Below are 25,499 nucleotides of genomic sequence, written 5' to 3'. Positions count from 1 at the left end.
TCATAAAACATTAATCACCTAAGTCCTTGGACGCTGCGTGATGTTCCTAGATAATGGTCTTAGGATCATTTGGGACAATTCTGTCACTCCTTGCGGTCATAACCGCATTAGAAAGACTGTTTCCCAGTGTACGTGCTGATCTTCCTACACGCAAGCTGGTCTGTTCTCATTTAATAGAATATTGAAAGACATTTTCTATATACGCTCCATAATCAATGCAATTCCTTGGCCGCCACCTATACATAGGCTGGCAACAGCATATTTTCCCTTACGACGTCTTAATTCATATGCTGCTGATAAAGTAATTCTTGTACCACTTACACCAACCGGATGGCCTAGAGCAATTGCGCCGCCATGAACATTTACGATCGAACGCTCCAGTCCTAATTCCTTTTCAACCGCTAAATATTGCGCGGCGAACGCTTCATTTATTTCAAATAAATCAATATCCCCAAGAGCTAAATTTGCTCTCGCTAATGCCTGTTTAATTGCTGGTACTGGCCCAATACCCATGATGGTCGGATCAACACCGGCCGTTCCCCACGAAACAATACGGGCAATTGGCTGTAGCTTATGTTTATCAATAGCCGACTTACTTGCAACGATTACAGAAGCTGCCCCATCGTTAATTCCGGATGCATTCCCAGCTGTTACAGTTCCATTCTTTTTAAAGGAAGGTTTTAATTTAGCCATGCTATCTGTTGTTACATTTGGTTTTATATGCTCATCTTTATTAACAACTATGGAATCTCTACGCGTTTTCACTTCGACAGGGACAATCTCCTCAGCAAAACAACCATTTTCCATAGCTTCAGCGGCACGCAAGTTTGATTCGATCGAGAACTGATCCTGCTCTTCCCGCGAAATGGAGTATTGCTCAGCTAATTTTTCAGCTGTCATTCCCATGCCGCTTCCCGTATATTTATCTGTTAGTGTAGCAAGCAGCATATCTTCAAACTGGAGATTGCCCATCTTTGGTCCGCTAAATCTTTGACTGAAATTAACGTACGGGGACATGGACATATTTTCCGCTCCGCCAGCTAATACGACATCTGCTTCTCTTAGCAAAATGTGCTGTGCAGCATTAACAATCGATTGTGCACCAGAGCCACATAAACGGTTCACCGTATAGGCTCCAATCTCTTTAGGTACCCCAGCATTTAAGCCGATATGACGAGCCAAGTATGCTGCATTTGCACTGGAATGAATAACATTTCCATAAATAACATGGTCAATCGCTTCTGCTTTTACGCTAGAACGCTTCATGGCTTCTTTGGCAGTGATTGTTCCTAGTTCTGTTGCACTTGTTTTTTTGAATGAACCTCCAAATGCACCAAAAGCTGTCCGTGCACCATTGACAATATATACATTCTCCATTCTTGCTTCCCCTTTCTTTTGAAATTTCTTTCGTCATTATAGAAAACAGGTAAGTGTGTGTTCAAAAGGTTGTCTATTTTGATGTAAAGAATATATGCTTATTTGGATGTTTTAACATCATTGAATCTGAATAATGTGGGTTATTAGACAACTTTTTGAACACGAACCCATTATTTAACCAATACGATTTTTATCATTGGATCGCAATGTATGTTTTAACACTTTTCCAGATGCGTTACGTGGTAATTCATTCATGATTTCTACTTCCATTGGAACTTTATACGCGGCAAGATGCATGTTGCAATAATCAATAATTACTTGTTCGGAAATCGTTTTTCCTTCTTTCACAACAGCAAATGTCTTTGGTACTTCTCCGTATATTTCGTGAGGAACCCCGACAACCGCCACTTCTAACAATTCAGGTATTTGATACAATACTTCTTCTATCTCAACCGGATATACATTTTCGCCACCGCGAATGATCATATCTTTTCTTCGATCTACAATATACAGGAGGCCATCTTTATCAAGTCTACCAAGGTCGCCACTGTACAGCCATCCATCTTTAATTGCTTGGTGCGTTGCCTCCTCATCTTTTAAATACCCTTTCATCACTTGTGGTCCTTTGACGATGATTTCACCGATCTCACCTGTGGGTACAGATTTGCCGTGCTCATCAACGACAAGTACTTCCGTTTGGGGCAAAGATTCACCAACGGAGCCAATTTTTTCAAGCGTAAAATGATCTTTCAACGTTGTTGCTGCAGGTGAATTTTCCGTCTGTCCATATAAATTCTGGATTTTTACATCTGGAAATATGTTTTTTAATTGCTTTATTAATTCATATGGCATAGGTGCCGCTCCATAACCGAAAAGGCGAAGTGTCGGCAATTTTATGTTTTTAATATTCGGTAAATTTAAAAGGAAGCTATACATGGCAGGAACTCCAAAAAACATGGTTGGACTTGCATTTTGAAGCGTTTGAATTGTCCCTGTCGGAGAAAAATTTTCTTCAATGATAATCGTTCCACCTTTATAGGTGACAGGGACGACAAAAACATGACTGGCAGCACAATGAAAGAGCGGGGTGGATACTAGCATCCGGTCATCATTGGTAATATCCATTGCTTCTGACCAAATCATTCCTACTGCTTTTATATTTTGATGTGTCAGCATAACCCCTTTGGGCTTTCCGGTTGTTCCGGAGGTATACATGACAACACCAATATCTTCAGCTTCTAACTTTGTCGGTGTATATTCAAGTGTCTCATCATTGATGATTTGATCAAGTGTATCATTACCGCCAATTGTTAGGACGTCCTGAAAAGTGTGATTCGTTTGATTCACCGTTTCTTCCAGTCGCACGTCATAAACCAATGCTTTCGCTTCAGAATGTGAAAAGATATACTCTACTTCTGGAGCAGCTAGTTTTGTATTCACAGGCATAACAGAAAATCCGCCCAATTGAATTCCATAGTAGCAGGCAAGAAACAGATCTGAATTGAGTGCATACAAAGCTATTACATCGTCCTTTTGATATCCTTTCTGCTGAAAATAGGCAGCAACTCGTTTCACCTTGTAAAAAAACTCCCCATATGTCCATTTCTGTCCTTGATAGATTGTATAGACTTTTTCTGGTTGTTTTTTTGCCCATTCCTCCAGGTTTTTAGTTACAAACACGTCTTCCAACCCCTTTATTTTAAAAGTTTAATCATGTAATCCCCAAATATTTTTTGCAACTCTTTCTTGTTTAGTCGGCCGTCCGGATTATACCATTGTTGTATCCAGTTCATAGACCCGAGCATAAACATTCTCGCAATAATTGGTTCTTTTATTTTAAACGCTTTGGAAGATAAACCTTTTTCAATTACTTGATCAAACAATCCAGAATAGTTTTTACGGAGTTTTAATACTTCTTGTAATTGTTCTTTATTAAACGTATGATATGGTCTAGTGATTAAGTTAAATGTCTCTTGTTCCTCGATTGCAAAATCAATATGGGTTATAATCATATTACGCAGCATTTCCTCTGCACTATCTTCCTCATTGATATGCTCTTTTAGCTCATCAATTGCTTTTGAGAGAATAAGGTTATGACATTGATACATTAAATCCCCTTTATTTTTAAAATAATAATAAAGAGATCCTTTTGTCATCAGTAACTCTGCCGCAATTTCCTCCATCGTAGCACCATCATACCCATGTCTATTCACGATTTTGACCGCAGACAATAAAATTTGTTCCTTTTTCTTCAATGACTTTTTCTCTGACAGCTTCATATGCCTACCCCTAGCTCAGTATCTTTTTTGCAATGATATTTTTCATAATTTCGGTTGTTCCAGCATAAATACTTGTCACTGGAATATCCCGATAGCGACGGGCAATCTCATACTCTTCCATATATCCATAACCACCGTGTAATTGCATACATTCTGCTGCAACTCGCTTTGCCATTTCACTAATCCACCATTTAACCATTGATACCTCCTTAACGATTTCTTCACCCTGCAAATGCTTCTCTGTTAATGTGTTTATATAATTTCTGCCTAAATCAATTTCAGTCGCCATTTCCGCAATTTTAAATTGCGTGTTTTGAAAATCCGCTATCCTGCTTCCAAAAGCTTTCCGTTCTTTTACATAATCCACCGTTAACTTTAGCATTACTTCTGCTTCCACCTGAACTTGAAGTGCAACCACCAGACGCTCTTGCTGCAATTGATCCATTAAATAATAGAATCCTTTTCCTTCTTCACCAAGCAGGTTTTCGGCGGGAACTTTTACATCTTCAAAAATAAGTTCTCCGGTATCACCACTATGCATCCCTATTTTATTTAACTGCGCACCGCGACTAAATCCTTCCATTCCATCTTCAATAACAAGTAAACTAATGCCCCGATGTGCAGGTACAGCCTGCGGATCTGTTTTACAAACGACGATCACATAATCGGCATGATGTCCATTTGTGATAAATGTTTTTTCGCCATTTAAAATGTAGTAATCACCCTCTCGTTTTGCTGTTGTCTTCACACTTGCTAAATCAGACCCAACACCAGGCTCTGTCATTGCAACCGCAGAAATAAAATCCCCTGTTACACTTTTAGAAAGCCATTTCTTTTTTTGGGCTTCGGTACCATAGGCATTAATGTAAGGGGTTACAATATCGCAGTGCAAACAAATTCCGCTGGCTAAACCAGCCCCGACCTTTTCTAACTCTTCAATAAGTACCATCGAATAAGAAAAATCCAACCCTAATCCACCATATTTCTCGTCAACCCATGACAGCAAAAAACCACTTTCCCCGAGTTTTAACCAAATGTCTCTTGAAATTTGACGATCATTCTCCCACTTCTTGTAATATGGATATGCATGTTTCTCCAGCATTTTCCTAAGCGACATTCGAAACATTTCATGATCCTCTGTTAAAAAAGAAGCACTCATTTTCTTCCTCCTTACAGGCAATGTACAGTTTTTTAAAGGATGTGTATGAATCTATTGGATGTACTTTTGATGAAGTAAATTAAACAATTTTTAGAAACACTTCATGAAAAGATGGATGCTTAAATTTTCTGAAAATGGATACTTGCTTGCTATTTTACTTTAGACAAATCAAAATAGCAAGATTTATTTGAACATAAATTCAAAAATTAAATGATTGTTTAAAATTACTTTGTGGGGGTTTTAAAGAGGAAGGGTGGAGCAAAAGGGGTGTGAGCTGGAAAGTCTGTGAACAATTAGCCTTTAGCAAATGGGAGTGGTTTCGTTTGATTTAATTATGGTTCATATATGACTAGAGGATTATGTGTGAATAGAGTAGTAGGTTTAGTTGATAGAATGAGAGAAGGCTGCTGAAATTGCTAACAAGTTTGGGTACAGTTAGGGGAATGGATTAAATCGAAAAGGCGAAGTGGCTTGTCCATTTTTCATGCTGCTTCACATTTTGCAGGAAAAGCGGGAGCATGTATTTCCTGAAAATATTTCTTGCAAGGTTAGGCCATTATATGTATAATACATATTGTGTGAGTGACATATCGATTGTATTTTATATTACGATTCCGTAGCTCAGCTGGGAGAGCGCATGCTTGACAGGCATGAGGTCGTTGGTTCGAGCCCAATCGGAATCATTCTCTAGGTAAGGCGCTAATCCTTTGTTTATCAAGGGGGGGGCGCTTTTGCTTTATTTTTGGTGAAAGCCAATTTATGACTATATTACCTATATTAAAATTTGCATTGACCGTAACAATTTCCACTTCATACGTTTCCTCATAGTTACACCCATTCCAATCCATATGGAAGCGGAACCCTTGGATTGTGGATAGTGTTTTCAAATAGTAAATATTTTTTTCGTAAGCAAAATATTGAGTTATTAGAAATATAGCAACAAGTAAACATTCAAAACTAGACTGGATCTTTTTAGTTATAAAGGGAAAGCACGGATATTGTAAACAGTTTTTAGGGTTAGCCCCTTGCGTGCGGGCTGACCCTAAATTTTTAAATCAGACAATCTCTAAGCGTAATTCTGTTTTCATGCTTGCAAGAACTGGTGATTTTTGTAAGGCTACTTTTGCTATTTCTTCTACTTGTTCCTTTGGAGCAGATGTCGTTGCTTTTAATGTGATAATTGGATCGAGAATGCCGCCATCCCCTTCTTCAACACCTAAAAATACAGCTGCATTTAGGTCACCTTCTACATCAACAACGACATCGTCTAATGTAATACCTTGTTGAGACGCTAACACTTCAAATGTGATTGCAAAACAGCTTCCTGCAGTTCCAATCAACATTTCTACAGGGTTCGCACCAGTATCTGTCCCACCTAAAGGTGCAGGCTCGTCCATCGTAATCGGATCAAAATCGCGAATGTGTAATTTATTCACAACACCTGATTCCCATTTGATTTGTGCTTTCCAATTTCTCATTTTTAATGAGCGATCTTCTGAAATTGCCTTTGCTGTCTGTTCCACTGCATCAAAATTAATACCATTCATGTATTATTCCCTCCAAAAGCTGAATTTATCTTACTAGCTATATCATACCCTTGGGGGTTTGAGTTGTATGTAAGATAGCTTACATTGTCTACACTTTTTTAAACCAGAGTCGTTGTTGATCATTGCGAAGGATTCCATTTTGCACGAGTTTATTAATTAAAAAAGTAACTGTTTCTCGTGTAGATGCAATCATTCCCGCAATGTCTTTATGGGTAAGATAAGGTGGAAATGGATACCATCCTTCTCTTTCATTCGTCGGATCTATTAATTTCTCCAAGATGTACACTAACCGTTCTTCCACTTTGTCATATGCCACTTGCTCCAAAATAAAAACAACTTCTCGTAATTGATTGGAAAAGTGATGTAATAATGCATAAGATAACTCCGGTGTACTGGTTACTTCTTCTATGATTTCTTTTTTTGAAACCTTCACTACAGTAACTGTTGTTAATGCAATGGAATATGCATCACTTTCTTGCTCTGTAAAAACGCTAGGTAAATCAATAAAATCACCAGCTGTTAGTATGCCCAACACACACTCTTTTCCATCTTGATGGATATGAAAGATGCGCACATCGCCTTCGATAATTAAATAGATGTCATTCATTAATTTATGTGGATATGTCACTTGCTCCCCTTTTTGATAAGTGTATTTGTTTTGTGTTTTCCATGCATCAATGCGATATTGATCAAATAAATGAATAACACGTGATGGTTGCAATGGATTACGATCGATCATTACTACACTCCTAAATTTTTTGTTATTTAGACCATCCCCACTTGTCTTTCTTGGTGTTATCTCATAACCTGGGGGGGATATTTCAGTTAGATGCGGGATAAAGATACCAACTCTACTTTCGACTACTAATATAAAGGATGTTCCAAAAGTCACCAAATGATAAGTGGTAAATGTCGAATGGTTGGATACAAAGACGTAGCATAACCGGGATGTTTGTGAGTTCGACCGAGCAGGTGAAAAATAGACGGAAGATTTTTAGAGCATACAGCTATTCCTTTTTTTAAACAAGTTTTCGAGTATTTATTCCAATGAATGTGCCGATTACAGCAATTACTATGGTGATTAAAATCTTGTTATCGCATGTAATTTGTTACAAAAATATGATTCAGCTTCTGTCACAGGTCAACCCTTCCTAGCCATATGTTAACAGAGACATATAAAGACAGGAGGAAAAAGTATGTATTCCTATTACCCTTACATGCCTAATGCAACCAAATCTGCGAATTATCCTTATCAAGTTAATCCATATGATCACCCCATCGATTCCTACAGAAGCTTTCCCAATCCGGCTTACTACGACCAACGCCAGCAATCCGTGTCGGGGGAAGCTACATGGACAGAGGGAGGTGCAGTCACACAATGCGGGATTCCTTGGTCGTCTAATCTATATATGACAGCCGCTGTAGGTGTCAACTCTTCGTATCAATGTGGGCAAACACTTAAAGTGAAAAACCTTTCGATGCCAGGACAAAGAGAGGTAATGGTAACAGTTGTGGATAAAGTTCCTGGCTATCCGTCAAATAAAATCAATCTTCACCGGAGGGCTTTTGAAGCATTGGGAGCAAGTCCGAGTGTAGGTATCATTCGTGTTGAAATTACCCCTTCCCCTGAGCTTGAGCAAGAAAAGTGGAGAGATTATCTATCAAAAGTTGTGCAGGCTGCATATCCAAATTATAGCGTATTATCGTCTGAGGTAGTTGAAAAAACGAATGTATCCTCTACAAGAATGCGGGAAATTTATGATTATGCATTACAATCAACACAGGAAAATATTACAGTTAGAGGAACAGTTGTTTATGACACAGAAACAGATCGAATGATTACAATGGAATTAAAAGAAGTTTAAATCTAAGAACGATGCATTTCACTTACATATAGGTGATGTATCGTTCTTTTCAGTTACGTCTGTTTTGGATTCAGTACCCTATCGATAAAATAGTATGATAGAATATTATCTAAATTGCGAATGGAGATGAAGGAAAAGGATGAATAAATACAAAGCCCTTCAATAAGTCATCGTTTTCCTAAAGTCTTATAGAAGCAATATACTTAAGGGATAACAAATGAGAATCAAAAAATGGGGGAATAGTAAATGCTTAAAGCGATCATGTTTGATTTGGATGACACTCTTCTATGGGATAAAAAAAGTATTGCCGAAGCGTTTAAATCAACCTGCACCATTGCCGAAACAAGGTATGCAGTTGATCCGGTAAAATTAGAAGAGCGTGTCAGGAGAAATGCGAGGACGTTATACGCTTCCTATGATACATATGATTTTACGCAGATGATTGGTATTAATCCTTTTGAGGGACTTTGGGGGAATTTTTTAGATGAAGGTGATTCTTTTCACCAATTGAAAAAAATTGCACCAACATATCGTAAAGAAGCTTGGACAAGAGGTTTAAAGGATCTTGGCATCGACGATCCCGAATTTGGATATGTGCTTGCGGAGACGTTTCCAACTAGGCGTAAGGAGAGTCCATTTGTATATGATGATGCTTTTGCTGTGTTAGATCAGTTGAAAGGGAAGTACAAACTGTTGCTGCTTACCAATGGTTCTCCCGATCTGCAACAAACCAAGCTTGAACTCACACCCGAATTAGCACCATATTTTGAACATATCGTGATCTCCGGGGCATTTGGAAAAGGAAAACCAGATCCGTCTATTTTTGAACATGCATTAAAACTGCTTTCTGTTGAAAAGGACGAGGCTTTGATGGTAGGGGATAATCTAAATACAGATATCTTAGGTGCATCGCTTGCAGGAATAGACTCTGTCTGGATTAATCGGGAGCAAAAGGAGAAAACCGACGTAGCTCCTACCTTTAGAATCACTCAATTGCAAGAGCTTTTAGCCTTGATTGAAAAAGTGAACCAGAGGTGAAAAGAAAAGTGTCTCATAAGGGTTAAACCTTATGGGGCATTCTCTTTTCTATGCATTATTGGAGATTTTATATTCCTTTCATTTATTTGTGTTTTCGGAATTGCTTGCTGCTATGTCATCTACAACGCCCACGATCCGATTCATGGCTTCTAAGGCCATTTTGCATCAAATTACTCCCTCTTTCATTGCAAAGTTTTCATTTTAATCGTATAATATATAAAAATGCTTTAATACCTAAGAGGGTATTTAACTTGTGAAGAATGCATCAATCGCCAAACGATCATTCTGCTAACTTACAATTTAGTATATGCGATATTGGAGGAGATGGGCATGGCGCAGGAATTTTATAAAAAAATATATTCAGTTAAGGAGTTTTACACTGCTCTTTATAAGGCTTTAAGGACCTTGAAATATTTAAGAAAGAATAAGAAGTCCAACATGCTGGATGCACACTTTATTGAGCGAATTATGTTAGCTGTTACCGAAGTAAACGGATGTGAAGTCTGTACTTATGCACATACGAAAATTGCGCTGGAGCAGGGAATGGACAATCAAGAAATACAAGGTTTGTTAACGGGAACTACAGATGGGATACCAGATGATGAATTAAAAGCAATTTATTTTGCACAACATTATGCTGACACAAGGGGTAACCCGTCGATCGATTCATGGAATGAGCTTCTTAAAACATATGGCACGGAAAGATCATTAGGAATATTAGCTGCAATACGTATGATTATGGCTGGAAATATTTACGGCACTGCATTAAGTGCTTTTAAAAGCCGTCTAAAAGGAAAACCCATCAAAAAAACTTCTATCTCTTATGAAGTTAAGATGATAGTTAGTCTTATCATCTTTTTACCAACTTCAATTGTGCATGGAATTATCTCAACACTAAGTAAACGACCTGTCATTGAATATCAATAAGAGTTATGGTTGCGTAAATTTTAAGTAACATGAGATAACGTACATCTGTTAATAATAAAATGGTAAAATACTGTAAGAAATAATTCGTATGAAGCACTTATCTTATTTATCAAATAAAAGAGATTTTTTTGATGACCCTGGACTGGGAAGCTGCTGAATTCGAAATGGAACCACCGCTTCACGAACGAATTTCATCGGAAAAAGTGAAAGTTTACTTACAAGAAAAAGGGTTTGATTCCATCGTAAATTCCATACATGAATGTGTTTATGGTATCTCGATACAAATGAAATAACGAATGATTCGATAGCTTCAAAAATCCTTACAAAAAATCAATGAACTTGCAAGCTTGAATTCAATTGTTTTAGACCACCCACATTTTTATAAATGGGAGGTGGTCTTTTGAGTTGATGCATTTTTTATTTATCTATTTCACACGACTAAATAGGTATTTACCATTTACAAAAGTAGAACAACAGATTTAGAATCGTATTTTTTGGGATAATAGGTAGTATGAAAGGGAGATTATTTTAGTGAAAAACGTATCTATTTAGGGGGGAATTGATTTGTACGTAAGAATGGAATTAGTGTATCGAACACCAAAAGGAACGGATACGGGCTTCAGTTCAGAGGACATGCCTGCTAAGAAGGCATTATTAATTGCCGAAGATCTTGAAAAAACAGGGCGCGTGAAGACGATTACGTTCATCGATCGTCATGAAAATACGTGGAATTTGAAGGAATTAAGAAAGCAACTGGAGGAAATTGAAGCAGAACCGCACAATATCATGGTTTATTTTGATGGCGGTTTTAATTTGGAAACTGGAAAGGCCGGATTAGGATGCGCCATTTATTATGAACAAAATGGAAAAGTTTATCGGCTTCGCAAAAATGCTGCTGTTGATGAGCTAGAAACGAATAATGAAGCCGAATATGCAGCGTTGCATCTAGGTGTAAAGGAATTGGAACATTTGGGTGCCCATCATATCACGATTGAATTTGCAGGGGACTCTCAAGTTGTTATCAATCAGTTAGCAGGGGAGTGGCCTTGCTATGAGGAGGCTTTATCAAACTGGGCTGATCGAATTGAAAATAAATTTGCGGAGTTAGGTCTTGATGCAACATTTGAAGTAGTTTCAAGAAAAAAGAACAAGGAAGCAGATCAACTAGCGTCTCAGGCCTTAAGCGGGATTGAAATTTTTAGTAAGCGTGAGATAAAAAATGGAGAGGGGTTTTGATGACTGCCCCTCTAAGTTTTTAGTACAAAGGAAAGAATTTGCTCATAAATCTCTTTTGGCCTTTCTTCTGTTATTAAATGACCAGCTTTTTCATACGTTATTAATTTAGCGTTTGGTAAATCTTTAACCAGGCGGCGTCCAACATGAAGCGGTACAACATTGTCTTTCTCTCCCCAAATTAATAAAGCAGGCGTATGGATTGTTTGAAGTTGCTCAGGCTTTAAGTCACCTTCCCGGTGGCGCAGCAATCGGACAAGTGATTTGTAAAAGTTTCCTTCTTTTAGTGGTCTTCCGTATTCTTCTAGTAATTCGGATGTAATGAATGATGGATCATAAAGGGCATTTGTTAAGGTTTGTTTCACGCCTTGCTTTTGTATTTTACGTTTAGCAATTAAATGAAATAATGGTAAATAAGAGCTGTAAATGAGTGATTTACGCACTTTCCCCAAGTAAGATGAACTGGCTAAAAGGATTAATTTATTTATTTTTTGAGGGATTATTCTAGTAGTATATAAAGCAATCTGACCACCCATGGAATGCCCAGCAATTGTAACGTTTTTAAGCTGGAAATAGTCAATGCATTCAGCAACCAGCCTTGCATAATTTGCATAAGAATAAATAAAAGTTGTTGATTTCTCGCTTCGCCCGAACCCTATTAGATCAATGGCTATCACGGAGAAATTCTTTTGTAATAAAGGAATCAAACGATTAAATGTATAGGTAGATGAAACGAATCCATGGAGCAATAGAATCGGCGGTTTTTCGTTTAGGAAGTATTCACAATAAACCTTCGCCCCAGCAAGCGTAATCATCGTTTTCGTATATGCATTCTTTTTCACCTTATCATCACCAATCAGAAAATAGTATTACTATAGTATTTGCGTGAACAAAACAGAATATGAGGTACGCCTCACCTTAAACTTTACCACTTTAGATTAGCGGGGGACAGTCCCTAAAATTTACTTTTGCTTCTATTTTGTCTACAATTATAGTAGAGGTGATAGGAGTGGCGGTTGTTACAGTTGATTTTGATGGAACGCTTTTTAGGGGAAGCTCATTCAAAGTTATGGTAAGGGTGGCAAGGAAGGAATTTTCGCCTATGCAATGGGCTGTTGTTTCAGGTGGATTGGTCCGTGCAACAGGTTTAGGTGTTACGAAAGGTAAGAATGCATTTCGTAAACAATTTTTTAGATCGTTTGCGAAGGCTTTTCGTGGAAAAACAAGACAGGAATTGAATGGATTTTTCCAGAGATTAGTGAATATAGGTATTCGTGAAGTAAATCAGGATCTCGTAGTAAAAATCAAAGAGCACCAGAATAAGGGTGATTCGATTATTGTTTTATCTGGTGCATTAACTCCTTTTTTGAACATCTTTATTAGAGATGCAGGTCTTGATGTTCATGTGATCAGCACGGAATTATATTTTAACGAACAGGACATATGCACGGATGTTGGAACGGTGATTAATGGACAAGAAAAGGTGAAAAAGGTACGGGAATGGATCGCAAATGCGAAAAGAAATGGTGAAATCACAGACGATGAAGCAAAGGAGATCTGGGCATATGCAGATAGTGAAAGTGATATCCCGTTATTTGAATTTGCGAAACATCCGATTGTGGTGAATCCGAATAACAATATGAAGGCAATTGCAAATGAAAATAACTGGCCTGTATTGCTATAAGAATTGATGTTAAAAATAGTTTGTATCGCTTAGAAGGATTCAAACTATTTTTGTATGTAGTAGATTTAAGATAGGATAACTATTAATGGAAGCTATTTTTTGATATGAATGATAGAAATTGAAGGATTGGAGGATATGTACATGAAGCAAGAACAACTTATTTTACAGAAGCGCCCAAATGGGATGCCTACGAAAGAGACATTTCAGTTTCGGGAGATTGAAATTCCTGAACCAAAGGATGAAGAAATTTTATTAAAAACGCTTTACGTGTCGGTAGATCCATATATGCGCGGCAGAATGTCGGATGGTCCTTCCTATGTAGAACCTTTCCAGGTTGGTGAACCATTGACAGGCGGTGTCGTTGCACAAGTGATAAAGTCAAATCATGACCATTTTAAAAAGGGTGATATTGTTCGAGGAAACCTTCCCTTTCAAGAATATCAGGTGACAAATACCACGCAAATTAGCAAGGTAGAAACGGGTGGCTTAAGCCTCGTACTGCACTTAGTGTACTTGGAATGCCGGGGCTTACTGCATACTTTGGCATGATGCATATCGGTGAGCCAAAAGAAGGCGAAACCGTTGTAGTTTCTGGTGCAGCTGGAGCTGTTGGGCAAATTGCAGGTCAATTGGCGAAGAAAGTAGGGGCACGTGTTATTGGGATTGTAGGTTCTAAAGAAAAGGCGGCATACATTACGGAAACCCTTGGTTATGATGTTGCGGTGGAATATAAAAAGGGAAATCTTGCAGGTCAATTAAAAGAAGCATGTCCAAACGGAATTGATGTATATTATGAAAATGTTGGCGGGAATATTTCAGATGCTGTGTGGCCGCTATTAAATACGTTTGCTCGTGTGCCTGTGTGCGGTGCAATCTCATCTTATAACTTAAAAGAAGGAGAAGCGGATATAGGATTACGTATGCAACCGTTTCTAATCAAAGCCCGCGCTAAAATGCAAGGATTTATCGTTGGAGATTTTGCAGATCATTTTCATGAGGCATATGCATTCCTTAGTGAAGCTGTAGCTAATGGAGATCTGAAATTTGAAGAAACAATTAAAGAAGGCTTTCATTCCATCCCAGAAGCTTTTCTAGGTTTATTTTCCGGTGAAAATATTGGAAAACAGTTGGTTAAAGTTGTAGATGGTGAGTAATTGAGATAAATGGAATTGGTCGTACCTCTTGGGGTTAAGAGGTACGCTTTTTTTATATACTGTAGCTTTTTGCAAATAACAATAAAAATAACGAACATTAATTGTGGTACAATAATTAATAGAAAATTGTTAAAATTGGTAAATGGCAAGGATTTTTTGTATATTTATATTACTGTAAAGCGTGAAGTGATAATAGTTGATATTTACACCTTAGAGGAAATGCGAAAAGGGTGTGATAGAGCTGAATCTATGTATCTATCATCAGGATAGGCAAATAGATTGAAATATTTCATTCATGCAAATAACTCCGTAAGTCAGAAGTCTTTTTGGCTGGTAACGACCAATAAACAAAAGATGGAGGAGAAAAAAATGAATACGCATCAATTAGTTTTCGATAATATGGTAAGAATAAATCCTCAAACCGCCATGATAACCATGAATGAAGAAAGAGTCGCTATGTTTTCTGTTGAAGCTCTGGGAGTATTGCGCAGGGATTTAATCTCTACATTGGGGAAGGAAAGGGCGAAAGGTTTTTTGTTAAGATATGGTTGGGCTTGCGGGGAAAAAGCGGCTGAGAGTATTTTATCTAAAACAAATAGAAAGTCGTTGGAGGAGTTGTTGCTTGCCGGTCCTTCCCTTCATACGGCACAGGGTTTAGTCAAAGTGGAGGCAGACCGGTTAGAAGTCGATGATTCTACTCTGTATTTTAGTGGTTACTGGAAAAATTCATTTGAAGCTGAAGAGCATCAGCATCATTATGGTTCCACAAATGAAGCTGTTTGCTGGATACTTGAGGGGTTCGCAAGTGGGTATTTAACAAAGGTTTTTGGAAAAGACGTTTTAGCCCATGAAGAAAAATGTGTAGCTAAAGGGGATGCTCATTGTTCTTTTATCGCCAAAACAAAAGAACATTGTGAAAAAGTGCACCAAGCTTATGATCGATACTACAAAGCAGATTCATTAGCGAATGAATTAGATCATTTATATAATGAACTTGAAACAATGAATCAAAATATTATAGCGTCTGATAAGATACAAGAGGAATTAACGAATGTTTTTCTTGAGGACAAGGGATTGACTGAAACGATCGGATTTATTGCAAACACTTTAAAAAGAAGTATTATTATCGATTATTATAAAAAGGAAATTGAAAGCGTTTTCGTTTGTGAGGAACATAAAGATGCTTACTATAATTGGACAGACAAATTTAATTATCTGGAAGAAGACAAAAAAAATATCCAAACATATCAAGTAAGGGCAAACAACATTAATCTTGGGCGTATGGTTGTTTTGGGAAATGAAAAAATGAGCATGAAAGAAGAGTTAAGAGAATGTTGCAGAAAAATACGGAATTTCAAGAGAAGCGCAAGATGCTTTTGCCTTAAGAAGCCAAGAGAATGCTAAGCAAGCTATTGCTAATGGTTCCTTCGAAAATGAAATTGTACCTTATACCGTTCAAACTAGGAAAAATACGATTACTTTTAAAAAAGATGAGCATCCGAGAGACACAAGTCTTGAAAAACTAGCAAAACTAAAGCCTGTTTTTAAAAAAAGATGGCACAGTCACAGCAGGAAATGCCAGTGGACGTAATGATGGAGCTGCAGCATTACTTGTCATGGCTGAAGAAGAAGCGTTAAAATATGGCTATAAACCAAAAGTTCGTATTCTCGCACAAGCCTCAACCGGATGCTCACCAGAATTGATGGGGATGGGTCCGGTTCATGCGACATTAAAAGCGCTAAAGCAAACAAATTTATCGATCCATGATTTAGATGTAGTTGAATTAAATGAAGCCTTTGCTTCCCAGTCCCTTGCATGTGTGAGAGAATTAGAGCTTGATATGGATAAGGTAAATCCAAATGGTGGAGCAATCGCCATGGGGCATCCAATAGGAGCAACAGGTGCGATTCTTTTTACAAAATTAATTCATGAATTGGAAAGAACCGGAAAGAAATATGGTTTAGTAACATTATGCATTGCAGGCGGAATGGGGATAGCAACAATTATAGAAAATTTGCAAGTTTAATCGTTTATAACAATGTATTTTCCAGTTAGTAAACGGAATCGTAGAGAGGGGATTACATATGCCAAATACAAACGCAAATACATTTTATCCAGAAGCTATCGGGGTTCAGGAAATGTATAAACTTATGATCGGTTCTGTTGTTCCGCGCCCAATTGCATGGGTGTCTACAAAAAGCAAAGAAGGTATGTTGAATCTAGCACCATTTAGTTTTTTTACAGTTGCTTCCAGGCAGCCACCTACCCTATCTATTACGATTGGGCGAGGGGCTAAGGAAAGAGCGGGGACAGTGAAGGATACATTAACGAATATTCGTGAAACGAAAACGTTTATTATTAACGTTGTTCCTGAAGCACTTGCGAATCAGATGTATGAGTCATCCAAACATGTCGAAAGTTCTGTAAATGAGTTTGAAAAAGCCTGTGTAACACCTGTGTCCTCTCAAAAGAGTGGAATTCCTTACGTGAAAGAGTCACCCATTGCTTTTGAATGTGCACTTGATCGGATTATTAAGGTAGGAACCGATCATATGGTTCTCGGCCAAATCCAGTGCGTTTGTGTGGATGAATCTTCGTATAGCGGAAATTATAGAATAAATATTGAAAACTGGAAGCCTCTCGCACGGTTAGCTGGCAATTATGCTCCTCTAGGTTGTTCATTTAAATTACCAAAATAGAAATTGAGAATCCCTGTTTTAAGGGATTTTTTTGTGGGTTTTTTTAGACCAGGTCCGTCAAAGTTTAAAAACATACAAATGATACTAGATTTGGTATGTTTTATAAATATGCATAAATGCAATAAAAATTCTGGTTGAAAATATGTTGACTAAATACAATAAATGCGTTATGTTGTACATGTGCAACAAAATTATAAAATAGAAAAAGGAGGCAGAATGTTGTCTGAGTTTGTACTTCCAGATTTACCGTATGACTTAGAAGCGCTTGAGCCGTATGTTGATGCACGTACATTAGAATTACATCATGGTGCACATCATGCAACATATGTTAAAAATCTCAATAAAGCTTTAGAAGGTTATACAGAATTTCAAGATCAATCACTAGAATATTTATTAACGAATTTGAATGAATTGCCAAATGATATTCAAACGGCAGTTCGAAATAATGGTGGCGGCCATTATAGTCACAGTTTATTTTGGGAAGTGATGGCACCAAATGGTGGCGGGGATCCGACTGCGGATATAAAAAGTGCAATTGAGAAGAACTTTAAGACTTTTGATAATTTTCAAGATGAGCTATCAAAAGCTGCTATATCCCGATTTGGCAGTGGGTATGGATGGTTAGTGATGGATAATGATACGAAGGAATTATCCGTAATGAGCACACCGAACCAGGATACACCTCTTGCTTTTAATAAAGAGCCACTGCTTGTGATCGACGTTTGGGAACATGCGTATTATTTGAAGTACCAAAATCGCAGACCTGAATTTGTCACAAATTGGTGGAATACAATAAATTGGGATAAGGTGAATGCATTGTATAATGATGCATTAAAGTAAGGAAGTTGAAGAACATAAGTAAGGTATTTCAGGTAATTTAAATTAAAGCCATGTTAGGTCTTCCGGGGTGGTAGCCGGAAGACCCTTTTCGCGTACGATCCCTTTGATTTTAAAATCATTTAAAATTTCAGATTTCGGTTATAATTTCTTAACAAAATTAATACGATATTTATGTTACGATGGAAGTGAATTTGTTGAGGAGAGGAGTTAAAAAGATGGAGGTATGGTACGTTAGTTACGGGTCTAATATTTGCGAAGACCGATTTCTATGTTATATTAATGGATCTACTCCCCGCGGTGCCGATAAAAAGGAACGTGGGTGCACGGATAAAACACCACCGAGAAGAAATGCGATGGTGGAGCTCCCTTACCCATTATATTTTGCGAAAGAGCAGAGTAAATGGGGAAAAGGAGGGGTTGCTTTTATGGGACATGACTTTATGGAGACAGCACGAACAATAGGAAGGAAGTATCTTATCACGAGAGAACAGTTCTCTGAAGTCGTTGCCCAGGAGAATAAGCAGCCTGGACTGGAAATTGACTTTAAGACAATCAAGAAAAAAGGTGCCGTTACAATCACAGATGGATGGTATGGTACGATATTTTATCTTGGTGATGAAGATGGCTTTCCGATGTTTACATTTACCGCTAATTTTCCAGTAGATGCAGCAATCTTTACGAAGCCTTCTGCAGCTTATTTAGCTACGGTTGCTGAAGGGTTAGGTGAAATTGGATTGAAAAAGAATGAGATAATTGACTATTTTCTTGAAAAACGGGGAGTCAAAGAGCATTTTACAGCTGATTCTTTAGCGGAGTACATCTTTCATAAGCAGGAAAACATTTTTTAGTTTAATTATCTTTGATTCCCATTTATCTATGGTACACTTAATGTACAATCAAAAAAGAATACTGCATTGTGCAGGAGAGGTTCGCAATTCCATCCCTCTATAAAAAACTAAGGAGACAGAAACAGCACAACTTCCTTGGTGTTGTTTTTTTATTTTTTGATGGAAATAATGGTGGCGGCCTTTTCTTTTTTCATTGTTAAAAAGGAGAGGAGAATGAAAATGGACAATAAAAAAGCAGTGGTTGTTTTCAGTGGTGGCCAAGATAGTACAACTTGCCTGTTCTGGGCACTGGAAAAGTTTGATCATGTGGAAGCGGTGACGTTCCGGTACGGGCAGCGGCATATTGCTGAACTTGACTGTGCCAGGGAGATTTGCAAGGAACTTGATGTTCCTCAGCATGAACTGGATATGTCTTTACTTAATCAGCTGGCACCAAACGCCCTTACAAGGAATGATTTAGACATTACAGAAGATGAGGGTGAACTGCCATCGACGTTTGTCCCAGGGAGAAACCTGTTGTTTCTTTCATTTGCTGGGGTACTAGCAAAGCAAATCAACGCTAAACATTTAATTACTGGTGTCAGCGAGACGGATTTTAGCGGATATCCGGATTGTCGGGATGCGTTTATGAAATCATTGAATGTCACATTAAATTTATCCATGGATGATTCGTTTGTTATTCATACCCCATTAATGTGGCTGGACAAAGCTGAGGTTTGGGAGCTTAGTGATCAATTACATGCTTTTGAGTATATCAAAGAAAATACATTAACTTGTTATAACGGACTAAAAGGCAGCGGATGTGGAGAATGTCCATCATGCAAATTAAGGCAAAAAGGTTTGAAGCAATATGAGGAAAAACGAGCAGGAGTGAGTGCTAAATGATGCAACAGATCTATCCAGTCACTGCACATTCGTATGCATATGAATTAAATAAGGATTTTCATTTTTCCGCGGCTCACTATGTTCCCCATGAAGATGCAGGCATCTGTCAATATATGCATGGACACACGTATTACGCCAATATTACCATTGCTGGGGATGAACTGGATCATACTGGTTTTCTTGTTAATTTTAGAACAATCAAGGAATTGATCCAGAAACGATTTGATCATGGCGTAATGAATAAGGATTCAGCCTTTTCAGATATCCATGCAACAGCATTTCCGACTACCGAAGTGATTGCACGTGTTACGTATGAAATTGTTCAGGATTATTTAAATACACTTTTGAATCAACCTGTGTGCCTACAAGTTTTCCTTAGGGAGACACCTACAAGTTATTGTGTTTACCGTCCTAAGGAGGCAAAAAAATTATGAAGATACCCGTACTTGAAATATTCGGTCCAACCATTCAAGGCGAAGGAATGGTTATTGGAAGAAAAACAATGTTCGTCCGGACGGCAGGCTGTGATTATGGGTGTTCCTGGTGTGATTCGAAATTTACTTGGGACGGTTCAGAAAAAGATTTGATACAAATGATGGAACCAGAAGAAATTTTTGATGCTTTAAAAGCTAAGGGCGGAAACAAATTCAATCATGTTACAATTTCTGGCGGGAACCCGGCCTTGTTGCGTCAACTGGGTGAATTAGTTGATATCCTGCACGATACGCAAATACAAGTAGCTCTAGAAACCCAAGGAAGTAAGTGGCAGGATTGGTTTACGCAAATTGATGATTTGACAATTTCACCGAAACCGCCAAGTTCAGGAATGAAAACAGACTTTGAAAAACTGGACTTTATTATTGATGCATTAAATAAAAAACAGCAAGGGATGTATAGCTTGAAAATTGTCATCTTTGATCATGCGGATTTTAACTATGCGAAAGATGTCCATCAACGCTATCCTGATGCAGCACTTTTCCTTCAGGTTGGAAATGAACACATTGAGCAAACAAATGATGAACAACTGATCACTCATTTACTGAAAAAATATGAACAGCTGGTTGATCTTGTAATGGAAGATGAAGTATTCAAAGATGTTCGTGTGTTGCCACAGTTACATACGTATTTATGGGGGAATAAGCGAGGCGTTTGAAAAAAGACAAGCGATACACACAGGGAAAAGAATTGGATACCAATGTCCGATTCTTTTTTTGTTATAAATTAAAATTATAGATGTCATTATTTTTGATACTTAAAAAAGTCATCTTCATGAATCCGGGCAAACGGATACTTCCTTATTATTCATACGGATTTTTACATCTTGATCATGAATTGAAAGCGGGATTGATCTTTTTTAGTGATAAAAACAAATGAACTTGTCTATTCTTTCATAGTTATTTCACCACCTTTTATTTCGGAGGCGTCTGTAAATGTGCCAGATGGAAAAATGAATGTCCAAGGCATGCTTGTTTCCTTTTGCACTTGTGAAGGAAGTGAGAAATTGGATGATGCGATGACTGTTCTATTTTTTTCGTAAATGAATTGTTGGTGATGGAAAAGAACTGGTCCATCAGTCGAGTTATGAATGATTACCGTGACTAGCAGTTCTCCTTTATGATTGATTGCTTCCCATAAAGGTGTGAAGTGAATACTGCAGCTGGAAAAGCGTGTATGATGAAAGGATTGTTCGATTTGCTCTTTATCTTTTACAGATAATGTCTTCTCCCATGCTGGGTGAAAAGTTAGTTTTTGCATAAGGATCCCTGCCATTTTAGATATTTTTGATCATGATGGAAAGTAAATTTCCATTAATGTTAGGATACATGAAACGAAAGAATAACGCGATTATTTTATTTGAATTTGGACAACCTATACGTGAAGAAATAGGACAGGAGGACGTAGACATGTCAGAGCAAAATAAAAATCGTAACAAAGATAAAGGACGGCAAAATAATAAGAATAAAAACAATAAGATTGGCAGAAATGATGCAGAGTTTGCAGAAGATAGTGAGTTTCTTAATTTAGAAAATAAGAAAAACAAAAGAAAAAGAGGATAAAATTAAAAGATAATCTCTTCTTGCTAATAGGCATGTAAGAGATTATTTTTTATCCGATATTGACATCATCGTCAAATTGACTATATTGATAATACAAGATTTTTATGAGGACGTGAAAAATGATGTTTGCTAAATGGAAAAGTATAATCATTTTGATTTTTAGTACCTTTCTTTTATTCGGCTGTACGGTAGAGGGCATTCTAGAAAACGGTGACGGTAGTAATGAATTAGAGAACACTACTTCTGACTCATCGATTACATCTATTTCCGACTTATTTGATACAAAATACTTCAAAGACGGAGCGCTTGAACATATATTTGAAGGGGAAGTTAATCAAAGGAACCAGGCGGTTGGTTTTCATTATGATGGATTTCCTACAAAGAAAGGAAATATTGTTCAGGGTACGGAAACGAAACCAAATGCATCCGGTGTTTATGAGGCGGAAATTGAGGTGAATGGAGTTTCGAAAACATCAAATGGTGGAAAATCTACTTTTTTCCCGAAAGAATGGAATGCTCAGCAAGTCGTCGATGCGATTAATGAAGCATATGAGGCTAAAACATGGATAAACGGGAATACATATGCAGGGCTAACATCGGAGGGGATGGAAATCAGCATGTACCTGGATCAGAAAGAGAAAATCATATCTGCATTTCCGGTTTATGAAGGAGGATAGTTTATGTATCAATTTCGGGAAATTACATTGAAAAATGGCTCACAAGAAAAGAAAATATTAACGATCGAATTTGATCAACCTGAAATGAAAATTGTCGGTGAGTTTCTCATGGCTGACGCTCGTCTTGTTGATGATAGTGTCCTAGAAGCTATTGAGCGTGTGTTAACAGGTGTAACAGAATGCGTGGAGTCTGGCGGAAATAGATGTGGACTTATTATTAAGGCTGATACAACGGTAATTTACGATTTGTTTGAAGATGATGCTGATGTCGAGACATATCCACCCTACGAGATGGAGACAAAAAAGCTACGAGCGTTAATTAGGGTGTGGATTGAAAAATTGGATGAATGGAAGAGGTCAAATAGATGAGCGTTTAAAAAGATGAATTGGTATACTGAACAGAAGGAGTGACAAATATGATTTCTCATTTTTTAGAATTCCACCCAATCTTGCAAGCATTGATTGCAACATTGTTTACATGGGGGATGACAGCCTTAGGTGCTGCTTTGGTGTTTACAACAAAAGGGTTTAACCAGCGATTTATGGATAGTATGTTAGGCTTTGCTGGTGGCGTCATGATCGCTGCGAGTTTTTGGTCTTTGCTTTCACCGGCTCTTGATATGGCAGAAGGGAGAAGTGTCCCTGGATGGGCTCCCGTCTCGATTGGTTTTATGCTTGGGGGTATTTTCCTGTGGATTGCTGATAAAGTACTCCCGCATCTCCATCCAACTTCTTCGATGGATCAGGCAGAAGGAATTCACGCAGATCAAAAGAAGCGCAGTACCTTACTCGTTTTAGCCATTACATTACATAATATTCCCGAAGGTCTTGCGGTTGGGGTTGCCTTCGGGGCGGTTGCCGTTGATTTACCAACTGCATCACTTTCGGGAGCCATTGCGCTTGCGATTGGTATAGGCATTCAGAATTTTCCCGAGGGTCTTGCTGTTTCAATGCCACTTCGGCGCGGAGGGATGTCGCGTGAAAAAAGCTTTATGTATGGACAGGCTTCCGGTATGGTTGAACCTTTCGCGGGGGTTATAGGAGCATTAGCTGTAACTTTTATTCAACCTCTGTTACCTTATGCATTGAGCTTTGCAGCAGGTGCAATGATTTTTGTTGTAGTTGAAGAAGTTATTCCGGGTTCACAAGAAGAAGGGAATAAGGACCTTGCGTCGATAAGCGTGATGATCGGTTTTACGGTTATGATGATTCTTGATGTAGCACTTGGATAGTTACCTGTTACGTACGATTCTCCTATACAGGAATGTTATAGTTTCGAATAATTTGTTGAAAATTTAGTGCTATTCTTTTCAAATAAAGGATTGAAACTGACGTAACGTCATCTTGTATACTGATATTACATTTCCATTTTGGACTAGAAAATATCATTCGATGTCCATAAGAAAAAATACGCAGGGGAGACATTGCATATGGCCGATGTGATTATTCCGTATCAGTGGGAGATATTTATTAGTCTTGAAATTTTTTCATGGCTTTCACTCATCTTATTTTTAGTGATACGTTATGCTTTTAGGCGACAAGCTTTGGGTATGTTGTTTTTATTTATATTTATTGCCGGGACAATGCTGGAGGGTGTCTTGGCATTTGGGGTATATAAAAAAACAGGAGAGATTGAAACATTCCAGATTATTATAACATTCTTCATATTATATGCCTGCACGTTTGGTATTTCCGACTTTAAAAAACTGGACCGATTTATGAAGCAAAAAATTGGAAAGTGGAAAGGAGTGGAATTACTTACAGAAAAAGATCGTCGCATTATGAGGCGTGAAAATGATCCACGTTTTATCGCTCGTAAATATAGGCTAGGCTGGTATGTTCATACATTTGTATTTGTTGTGGTTCATTCCTTTTTTTGGGTATATTTCGGAGATCATTCCCGTTCACTAGCAGAAGTTTTATCAGACTGGTCTTGGATGAAGGAAATGGATGGCGTACCGGAAAATGGTCCGTATCAGAAAGAGGTAATTTATCCAATTAGCGTAATATGGGGAATTGTCTTCGCAGCTGATACAATCAATGCTTGGTACTATACCATTTTTCCTGAAAAGGATAAGAAAAATCCGAGTGCATAGTAGTGGAGGTGGATGATTTGATTTCGATAAAGGAAGTGACAAAACAGACTGGCATAACAGTAAGAACATTACGTTATTATGACCAAATTGGCCTATTGCACCCGGCAGGTAAAACAGAGGGCGGACATAGACTGTACGGTAAAAAGGAACTTGCCAAACTCCAGGAGATCCAATTTTTAAAGACATTAGGATTCAGTCTGCAGGAAATTAAAAATATGCTCTTTGATCATCAGTGGGATTGGGTTAGCTGTCTGCAAAATCAATTAACCTATATTCAAAAAGAAAAGGATAAACTGGAAGAAATTGAGTCAACCATTAAAGGCTTAATGAACAGTCTGACAATGGATGGAGATATTAACTTAATCGATATGCAAAAACTAATAGAGTTATATAAGCGTAATATGGATCAGCGAATGGAATTTAGAAATCAATTATTTAATGAAGATGAAAAAGAATTATTAGATCTTCTGCCAAATGTTAATAGCGGGGATCCGGATACACTTGAATGGGTTTCTTTGTTAGGGCAATTAAAACAGCATATGTCAAAAGGGGCTCAAGCACCTGAAGTACAACGTATCATTAGGCGCATACATGAAAAACAAAAAGAAACTTTTGGGGATAACGATGCTTTTCTTAAGAAGCTGTGGGAAGTTAGGAAATCACCTGAAAAATCACAAAAGGTAGGTTTCTATCCTATTGAGTCAGATGTTTTAGAATTCATGGAAATTGCCTCAGAAATATTTTTAAATAGAAAACAGCATGATTGATCAAGTGAAAAAAGAATTGGACCCGAGCCAATTCTTTTTTGGTTGTTTTAAATCGACATAAAAGATACTGCAGTGACCCACAATAAGGAGTTGAATAAGAATGACGAGTCAAGTAGAACAATTAGCCGAAAGTAAAGTTAAGAACTATCGTATACAAGGACTTGATTATGCGAATTGCGCGAAAATATTCGAGGAAAATGTAAAAGAATTGCCTGGAATTCAAGAAGCTAAAGTAAACTTCGGAGCTTCAAAAATTGCTAGTAGGAGAGGCAACAATAGTGGACCTGGAAAAAGCAGAAGCATTTGAATTTAAAGATCCGAAATGAACATGAACAAAAAAAGAACGGGGACCTTTTTGGAAACAAA

At 37.8% G+C, this 25,499-nt stretch carries 28 protein-coding genes, 1 tRNA gene, 2 pseudogenes and 1 riboswitch; of the genes and pseudogenes, 23 read left to right on the top strand and 8 right to left on the bottom strand.

Features of this window, described 5'->3' with window-relative positions:
* Nucleotides 1-195: 195 nt before the first annotated feature.
* The 4 genes from GZ63_RS0104320 to GZ63_RS0104305 form a co-directional block, all read right to left on the bottom strand.
* Complete coding sequence (locus GZ63_RS0104320) at nt 196-1,377, bottom strand: acetyl-CoA C-acetyltransferase (protein ID WP_029267229.1); 1,182 nt, start codon at nt 1,375-1,377, stop codon at nt 196-198.
* Between the two features lie 174 nt (nt 1,378-1,551).
* Nucleotides 1,552-3,057: a class I adenylate-forming enzyme family protein gene (locus GZ63_RS0104315; protein ID WP_029267227.1), complete on the bottom strand. Its 1,506-nt coding sequence runs from the start codon at nt 3,055-3,057 to the stop codon at nt 1,552-1,554.
* A 14-nt stretch (nt 3,058-3,071) separates the two neighbouring features.
* A complete protein-coding gene (locus GZ63_RS0104310; RefSeq protein ID WP_029267225.1) occupies nt 3,072-3,656 on the bottom strand; it encodes a TetR/AcrR family transcriptional regulator in 585 nt (194 codons plus the stop codon).
* Nucleotides 3,657-3,666: 10 nt separating this feature from the next.
* Entirely contained in the window at nt 3,667-4,815 is a 1,149-nt protein-coding gene (locus GZ63_RS0104305) for an acyl-CoA dehydrogenase family protein (RefSeq protein ID WP_029267223.1), read from the bottom strand.
* 610 nt (nt 4,816-5,425) lie between these two features.
* On the opposite strand from GZ63_RS0104305, the gene GZ63_RS0104300 reads away from it, so the two are divergent.
* Nucleotides 5,426-5,498, top strand: a tRNA-Val gene (locus GZ63_RS0104300).
* 372 nt (nt 5,499-5,870) lie between these two features.
* Here the strand turns inward: GZ63_RS0104300 and GZ63_RS0104290 are convergent.
* Together GZ63_RS0104290 and GZ63_RS0104285 are read right to left on the bottom strand one after the other, a co-directional pair.
* Nucleotides 5,871-6,362 carry an OsmC family protein gene (locus GZ63_RS0104290; protein ID WP_029267221.1) on the bottom strand — a complete coding sequence of 164 codons (492 nt, stop codon included), beginning with the start codon at nt 6,360-6,362 and terminating at the stop codon, nt 5,871-5,873.
* 88 nt (nt 6,363-6,450) lie between these two features.
* Nucleotides 6,451-7,101 (bottom strand): Crp/Fnr family transcriptional regulator, encoded by a 651-nt coding sequence (locus GZ63_RS0104285; RefSeq protein ID WP_029267219.1) that lies wholly within the window; start codon nt 7,099-7,101, stop codon nt 6,451-6,453.
* Between the two features lie 457 nt (nt 7,102-7,558).
* Between GZ63_RS0104285 and GZ63_RS0104280 the strand changes: the two genes are divergently transcribed.
* The 5 genes from GZ63_RS0104280 to GZ63_RS0104255 all read left to right on the top strand — a co-directional run bounded on the left by GZ63_RS0104280 (nt 7,559) and on the right by GZ63_RS0104255 (nt 11,428).
* Nucleotides 7,559-8,227, top strand: a complete 669-nt coding sequence (locus GZ63_RS0104280) for an RlpA-like double-psi beta-barrel domain-containing protein (protein WP_029267217.1) — start codon at nt 7,559-7,561, stop codon at nt 8,225-8,227.
* Nucleotides 8,228-8,473: 246 nt separating this feature from the next.
* Nucleotides 8,474-9,265 (top strand): HAD family hydrolase, encoded by a 792-nt coding sequence (locus GZ63_RS0104275; protein ID WP_029267215.1) that lies wholly within the window; start codon nt 8,474-8,476, stop codon nt 9,263-9,265.
* Nucleotides 9,266-9,595: 330 nt separating this feature from the next.
* Nucleotides 9,596-10,192, top strand: a complete 597-nt coding sequence (locus GZ63_RS0104265) for a carboxymuconolactone decarboxylase family protein (RefSeq protein WP_029267213.1) — start codon at nt 9,596-9,598, stop codon at nt 10,190-10,192.
* Nucleotides 10,193-10,323: 131 nt separating this feature from the next.
* Nucleotides 10,324-10,485, top strand: a complete 162-nt coding sequence (locus GZ63_RS17810) for a hypothetical protein (protein ID WP_156947673.1) — start codon at nt 10,324-10,326, stop codon at nt 10,483-10,485.
* 271 nt (nt 10,486-10,756) lie between these two features.
* Nucleotides 10,757-11,428 carry a ribonuclease H family protein gene (locus tag GZ63_RS0104255; RefSeq protein ID WP_029267211.1) on the top strand — a complete coding sequence of 224 codons (672 nt, stop codon included), beginning with the start codon at nt 10,757-10,759 and terminating at the stop codon, nt 11,426-11,428.
* Between the two features lie 11 nt (nt 11,429-11,439).
* Here GZ63_RS0104255 and GZ63_RS0104250 read toward each other — a convergent pair whose 3' ends face one another.
* Complete coding sequence (locus GZ63_RS0104250; protein ID WP_318842356.1) at nt 11,440-12,267, bottom strand: alpha/beta fold hydrolase; 828 nt, start codon at nt 12,265-12,267, stop codon at nt 11,440-11,442.
* A gap of 167 nt (nt 12,268-12,434) precedes the next feature.
* Here GZ63_RS0104250 and GZ63_RS0104245 point away from each other — a divergent pair, with 167 nt between their 5' ends.
* The 10 genes and pseudogenes from GZ63_RS0104245 to queE all read left to right on the top strand — a co-directional run bounded on the left by GZ63_RS0104245 (nt 12,435) and on the right by queE (nt 20,689).
* Nucleotides 12,435-13,109 (top strand): HAD family hydrolase, encoded by a 675-nt coding sequence (locus tag GZ63_RS0104245; RefSeq protein WP_029267202.1) that lies wholly within the window; start codon nt 12,435-12,437, stop codon nt 13,107-13,109.
* 141 nt (nt 13,110-13,250) lie between these two features.
* Nucleotides 13,251-14,263, top strand: a pseudogene (locus tag GZ63_RS16365) (NADP-dependent oxidoreductase).
* Nucleotides 14,264-14,617: 354 nt separating this feature from the next.
* On the top strand, nt 14,618-15,667 hold the full coding sequence (locus GZ63_RS0104230; RefSeq protein WP_318842358.1) for a XylR N-terminal domain-containing protein: 1,050 nt from the start codon (nt 14,618-14,620) through the stop codon (nt 15,665-15,667).
* Nucleotides 15,591-16,290, top strand: a pseudogene (locus GZ63_RS17315) (thiolase family protein); the annotation flags it as partial. The gene GZ63_RS0104230 and the pseudogene GZ63_RS17315, both read left to right, overlap by 77 nt.
* Before the next feature lie 58 nt (nt 16,291-16,348).
* A complete protein-coding gene (locus tag GZ63_RS0104220; RefSeq protein ID WP_029267196.1) occupies nt 16,349-16,963 on the top strand; it encodes a flavin reductase family protein in 615 nt (204 codons plus the stop codon).
* Between the two features lie 219 nt (nt 16,964-17,182).
* Complete coding sequence (locus tag GZ63_RS0104215; RefSeq protein WP_029267194.1) at nt 17,183-17,803, top strand: superoxide dismutase; 621 nt, start codon at nt 17,183-17,185, stop codon at nt 17,801-17,803.
* A gap of 215 nt (nt 17,804-18,018) precedes the next feature.
* Nucleotides 18,019-18,651 carry a hypothetical protein gene (locus GZ63_RS0104210; protein ID WP_029267192.1) on the top strand — a complete coding sequence of 211 codons (633 nt, stop codon included), beginning with the start codon at nt 18,019-18,021 and terminating at the stop codon, nt 18,649-18,651.
* A gap of 70 nt (nt 18,652-18,721) precedes the next feature.
* Nucleotides 18,722-18,768, top strand: a riboswitch (PreQ1 riboswitch).
* A gap of 102 nt (nt 18,769-18,870) precedes the next feature.
* Nucleotides 18,871-19,536, top strand: coding sequence for a 7-cyano-7-deazaguanine synthase QueC (gene queC, locus GZ63_RS0104205; RefSeq protein WP_029267190.1), 666 nt, complete (start codon nt 18,871-18,873; stop codon nt 19,534-19,536).
* On the top strand, nt 19,533-19,970 hold the full coding sequence (locus tag GZ63_RS0104200; RefSeq protein ID WP_029267188.1) for a 6-pyruvoyl trahydropterin synthase family protein: 438 nt from the start codon (nt 19,533-19,535) through the stop codon (nt 19,968-19,970). The genes queC and GZ63_RS0104200 overlap by 4 nt, the downstream gene beginning before the upstream one ends.
* Nucleotides 19,967-20,689 (top strand): 7-carboxy-7-deazaguanine synthase QueE, encoded by a 723-nt coding sequence (queE, locus tag GZ63_RS0104195; RefSeq protein ID WP_029267186.1) that lies wholly within the window; start codon nt 19,967-19,969, stop codon nt 20,687-20,689. The genes GZ63_RS0104200 and queE overlap by 4 nt, the downstream gene beginning before the upstream one ends.
* A 227-nt stretch (nt 20,690-20,916) precedes the next feature.
* Here the strand turns inward: queE and GZ63_RS0104190 are convergent, their stop codons facing one another.
* The gene (locus GZ63_RS0104190) at nt 20,917-21,291 is read right to left on the bottom strand and encodes an SLAP domain-containing protein (RefSeq protein WP_051681380.1); all 375 of its coding nucleotides are present in this window, start codon (nt 21,289-21,291) and stop codon (nt 20,917-20,919) included.
* A gap of 149 nt (nt 21,292-21,440) precedes the next feature.
* Between GZ63_RS0104190 and GZ63_RS18050 the strand changes: the two genes are divergently transcribed.
* The 7 genes from GZ63_RS18050 (at nt 21,441) to GZ63_RS0104155 (ending at nt 25,440) form a co-directional block, all read left to right on the top strand.
* The gene (locus tag GZ63_RS18050; RefSeq protein ID WP_198020902.1) at nt 21,441-21,593 is read left to right on the top strand and encodes a hypothetical protein; all 153 of its coding nucleotides are present in this window, start codon (nt 21,441-21,443) and stop codon (nt 21,591-21,593) included.
* 119 nt (nt 21,594-21,712) lie between these two features.
* Nucleotides 21,713-22,270, top strand: a complete 558-nt coding sequence (locus GZ63_RS0104180) for an EndoU domain-containing protein (protein ID WP_029267184.1) — start codon at nt 21,713-21,715, stop codon at nt 22,268-22,270.
* A gap of 3 nt (nt 22,271-22,273) precedes the next feature.
* The gene (locus tag GZ63_RS16350; RefSeq protein WP_038220923.1) at nt 22,274-22,639 is read left to right on the top strand and encodes a hypothetical protein; all 366 of its coding nucleotides are present in this window, start codon (nt 22,274-22,276) and stop codon (nt 22,637-22,639) included.
* 47 nt (nt 22,640-22,686) lie between these two features.
* The gene (locus GZ63_RS0104170; protein ID WP_029267180.1) at nt 22,687-23,502 is read left to right on the top strand and encodes a ZIP family metal transporter; all 816 of its coding nucleotides are present in this window, start codon (nt 22,687-22,689) and stop codon (nt 23,500-23,502) included.
* 198 nt (nt 23,503-23,700) lie between these two features.
* A complete protein-coding gene (locus tag GZ63_RS0104165) occupies nt 23,701-24,366 on the top strand; it encodes a hypothetical protein (protein ID WP_029267179.1) in 666 nt (221 codons plus the stop codon).
* 17 nt (nt 24,367-24,383) lie between these two features.
* Nucleotides 24,384-25,133, top strand: coding sequence for a MerR family transcriptional regulator (locus tag GZ63_RS0104160; RefSeq protein WP_029267177.1), 750 nt, complete (start codon nt 24,384-24,386; stop codon nt 25,131-25,133).
* Nucleotides 25,134-25,233: 100 nt separating this feature from the next.
* Nucleotides 25,234-25,440: a heavy metal-associated domain-containing protein gene (locus GZ63_RS0104155; RefSeq protein ID WP_029267176.1), complete on the top strand. Its 207-nt coding sequence runs from the start codon at nt 25,234-25,236 to the stop codon at nt 25,438-25,440.
* Nucleotides 25,441-25,499: the final 59 nt, after the last annotated feature.

The organism is Virgibacillus alimentarius, assembly GCF_000709085.1.
Taxonomy (GTDB): Bacteria; Bacillota; Bacilli; order Bacillales; family Amphibacillaceae; genus Virgibacillus_B; species Virgibacillus_B alimentarius.
This window is presented reverse-complemented; position numbering and strand designations above follow the sequence as displayed.

Bases quoted from the DNA above. Each gene is read 5' to 3' on its own strand.
- GZ63_RS0104200 (WP_029267188.1), top strand. From the start codon at position 19,533: ATGATGCAACAGATCTATCCAGTCACTGCACATTCGTATGCATATGAA.
- GZ63_RS17810 (WP_156947673.1), top strand. From the start codon at position 10,324: ATGACCCTGGACTGGGAAGCTGCTGAATTCGAAATGGAACCACCGCTT.
- GZ63_RS0104220 (WP_029267196.1), top strand. From the start codon at position 16,349: ATGCCAAATACAAACGCAAATACATTTTATCCAGAAGCTATCGGGGTT.
- queE (WP_029267186.1), top strand. From the start codon at position 19,967: ATGAAGATACCCGTACTTGAAATATTCGGTCCAACCATTCAAGGCGAA.
- queC (WP_029267190.1), top strand. From the start codon at position 18,871: ATGGACAATAAAAAAGCAGTGGTTGTTTTCAGTGGTGGCCAAGATAGT.
- GZ63_RS0104170 (WP_029267180.1), top strand. From the start codon at position 22,687: ATGATTTCTCATTTTTTAGAATTCCACCCAATCTTGCAAGCATTGATT.
- GZ63_RS0104275 (WP_029267215.1), top strand. From the start codon at position 8,474: ATGCTTAAAGCGATCATGTTTGATTTGGATGACACTCTTCTATGGGAT.
- GZ63_RS0104180 (WP_029267184.1), top strand. From the start codon at position 21,713: ATGATGTTTGCTAAATGGAAAAGTATAATCATTTTGATTTTTAGTACC.
- GZ63_RS0104310 (WP_029267225.1), bottom strand. From the start codon at position 3,656: ATGAAGCTGTCAGAGAAAAAGTCATTGAAGAAAAAGGAACAAATTTTA.
- GZ63_RS0104320 (WP_029267229.1), bottom strand. From the start codon at position 1,377: ATGGAGAATGTATATATTGTCAATGGTGCACGGACAGCTTTTGGTGCA.
- GZ63_RS0104265 (WP_029267213.1), top strand. From the start codon at position 9,596: ATGGCGCAGGAATTTTATAAAAAAATATATTCAGTTAAGGAGTTTTAC.
- GZ63_RS18050 (WP_198020902.1), top strand. From the start codon at position 21,441: ATGTCAGAGCAAAATAAAAATCGTAACAAAGATAAAGGACGGCAAAAT.
- GZ63_RS0104280 (WP_029267217.1), top strand. From the start codon at position 7,559: ATGTATTCCTATTACCCTTACATGCCTAATGCAACCAAATCTGCGAAT.
- GZ63_RS0104285 (WP_029267219.1), bottom strand. From the start codon at position 7,101: ATGATCGATCGTAATCCATTGCAACCATCACGTGTTATTCATTTATTT.
- GZ63_RS0104290 (WP_029267221.1), bottom strand. From the start codon at position 6,362: ATGAATGGTATTAATTTTGATGCAGTGGAACAGACAGCAAAGGCAATT.
- GZ63_RS0104305 (WP_029267223.1), bottom strand. From the start codon at position 4,815: ATGAGTGCTTCTTTTTTAACAGAGGATCATGAAATGTTTCGAATGTCG.
- GZ63_RS0104190 (WP_051681380.1), bottom strand. From the start codon at position 21,291: ATGCAAAAACTAACTTTTCACCCAGCATGGGAGAAGACATTATCTGTA.
- GZ63_RS0104210 (WP_029267192.1), top strand. From the start codon at position 18,019: ATGGAGGTATGGTACGTTAGTTACGGGTCTAATATTTGCGAAGACCGA.
- GZ63_RS0104165 (WP_029267179.1), top strand. From the start codon at position 23,701: ATGGCCGATGTGATTATTCCGTATCAGTGGGAGATATTTATTAGTCTT.
- GZ63_RS0104230 (WP_318842358.1), top strand. From the start codon at position 14,618: ATGGAGGAGAAAAAAATGAATACGCATCAATTAGTTTTCGATAATATG.
- GZ63_RS0104155 (WP_029267176.1), top strand. From the start codon at position 25,234: ATGACGAGTCAAGTAGAACAATTAGCCGAAAGTAAAGTTAAGAACTAT.
- GZ63_RS16350 (WP_038220923.1), top strand. From the start codon at position 22,274: ATGTATCAATTTCGGGAAATTACATTGAAAAATGGCTCACAAGAAAAG.